This window comes from Streptomyces sp. O3, from assembly GCF_054788135.1.
This window is the reverse complement of sequence record NZ_JBTVYK010000220.1, coordinates 1-251: the sequence shown is the minus strand read 5'-3', so window position 1 is coordinate 251 and position 251 is coordinate 1. Positions and strand designations below refer to the sequence as shown.

At 58.6% G+C, this 251-nt stretch carries 1 protein-coding gene; it reads left to right on the top strand.

Features of this window, described 5'->3' with window-relative positions:
• Positions 1 to 251: GNAT family N-acetyltransferase (locus ACX6XY_RS30435; RefSeq protein WP_460337954.1), on the top strand; the 251-nt coding region annotated here is incomplete at both ends.

The window sequence follows — 251 nt, the reverse complement described above, 5'->3', positions numbered from 1 at the left end:
ACCGTCAGCATCGGACGCAAGTGGTTGGGTTATGGCAGCAGGCCTTTGGTTATGACACTGCCCATAACGTACCCACCCTGGCGATCGATAAGAAACTGGCCGTCAACGATGGGTTGTTCTTCGTGGCCACGGATAAAAAGACGGTGATCGGAACGATTCTGGCCGGCTACGACGGCCACCGTGGCTGGCTGTATTCGGTGGCGGTGCACGCCGACTATCGGCGCCATGGCTTGGGGTCTTCACTGGTGCGT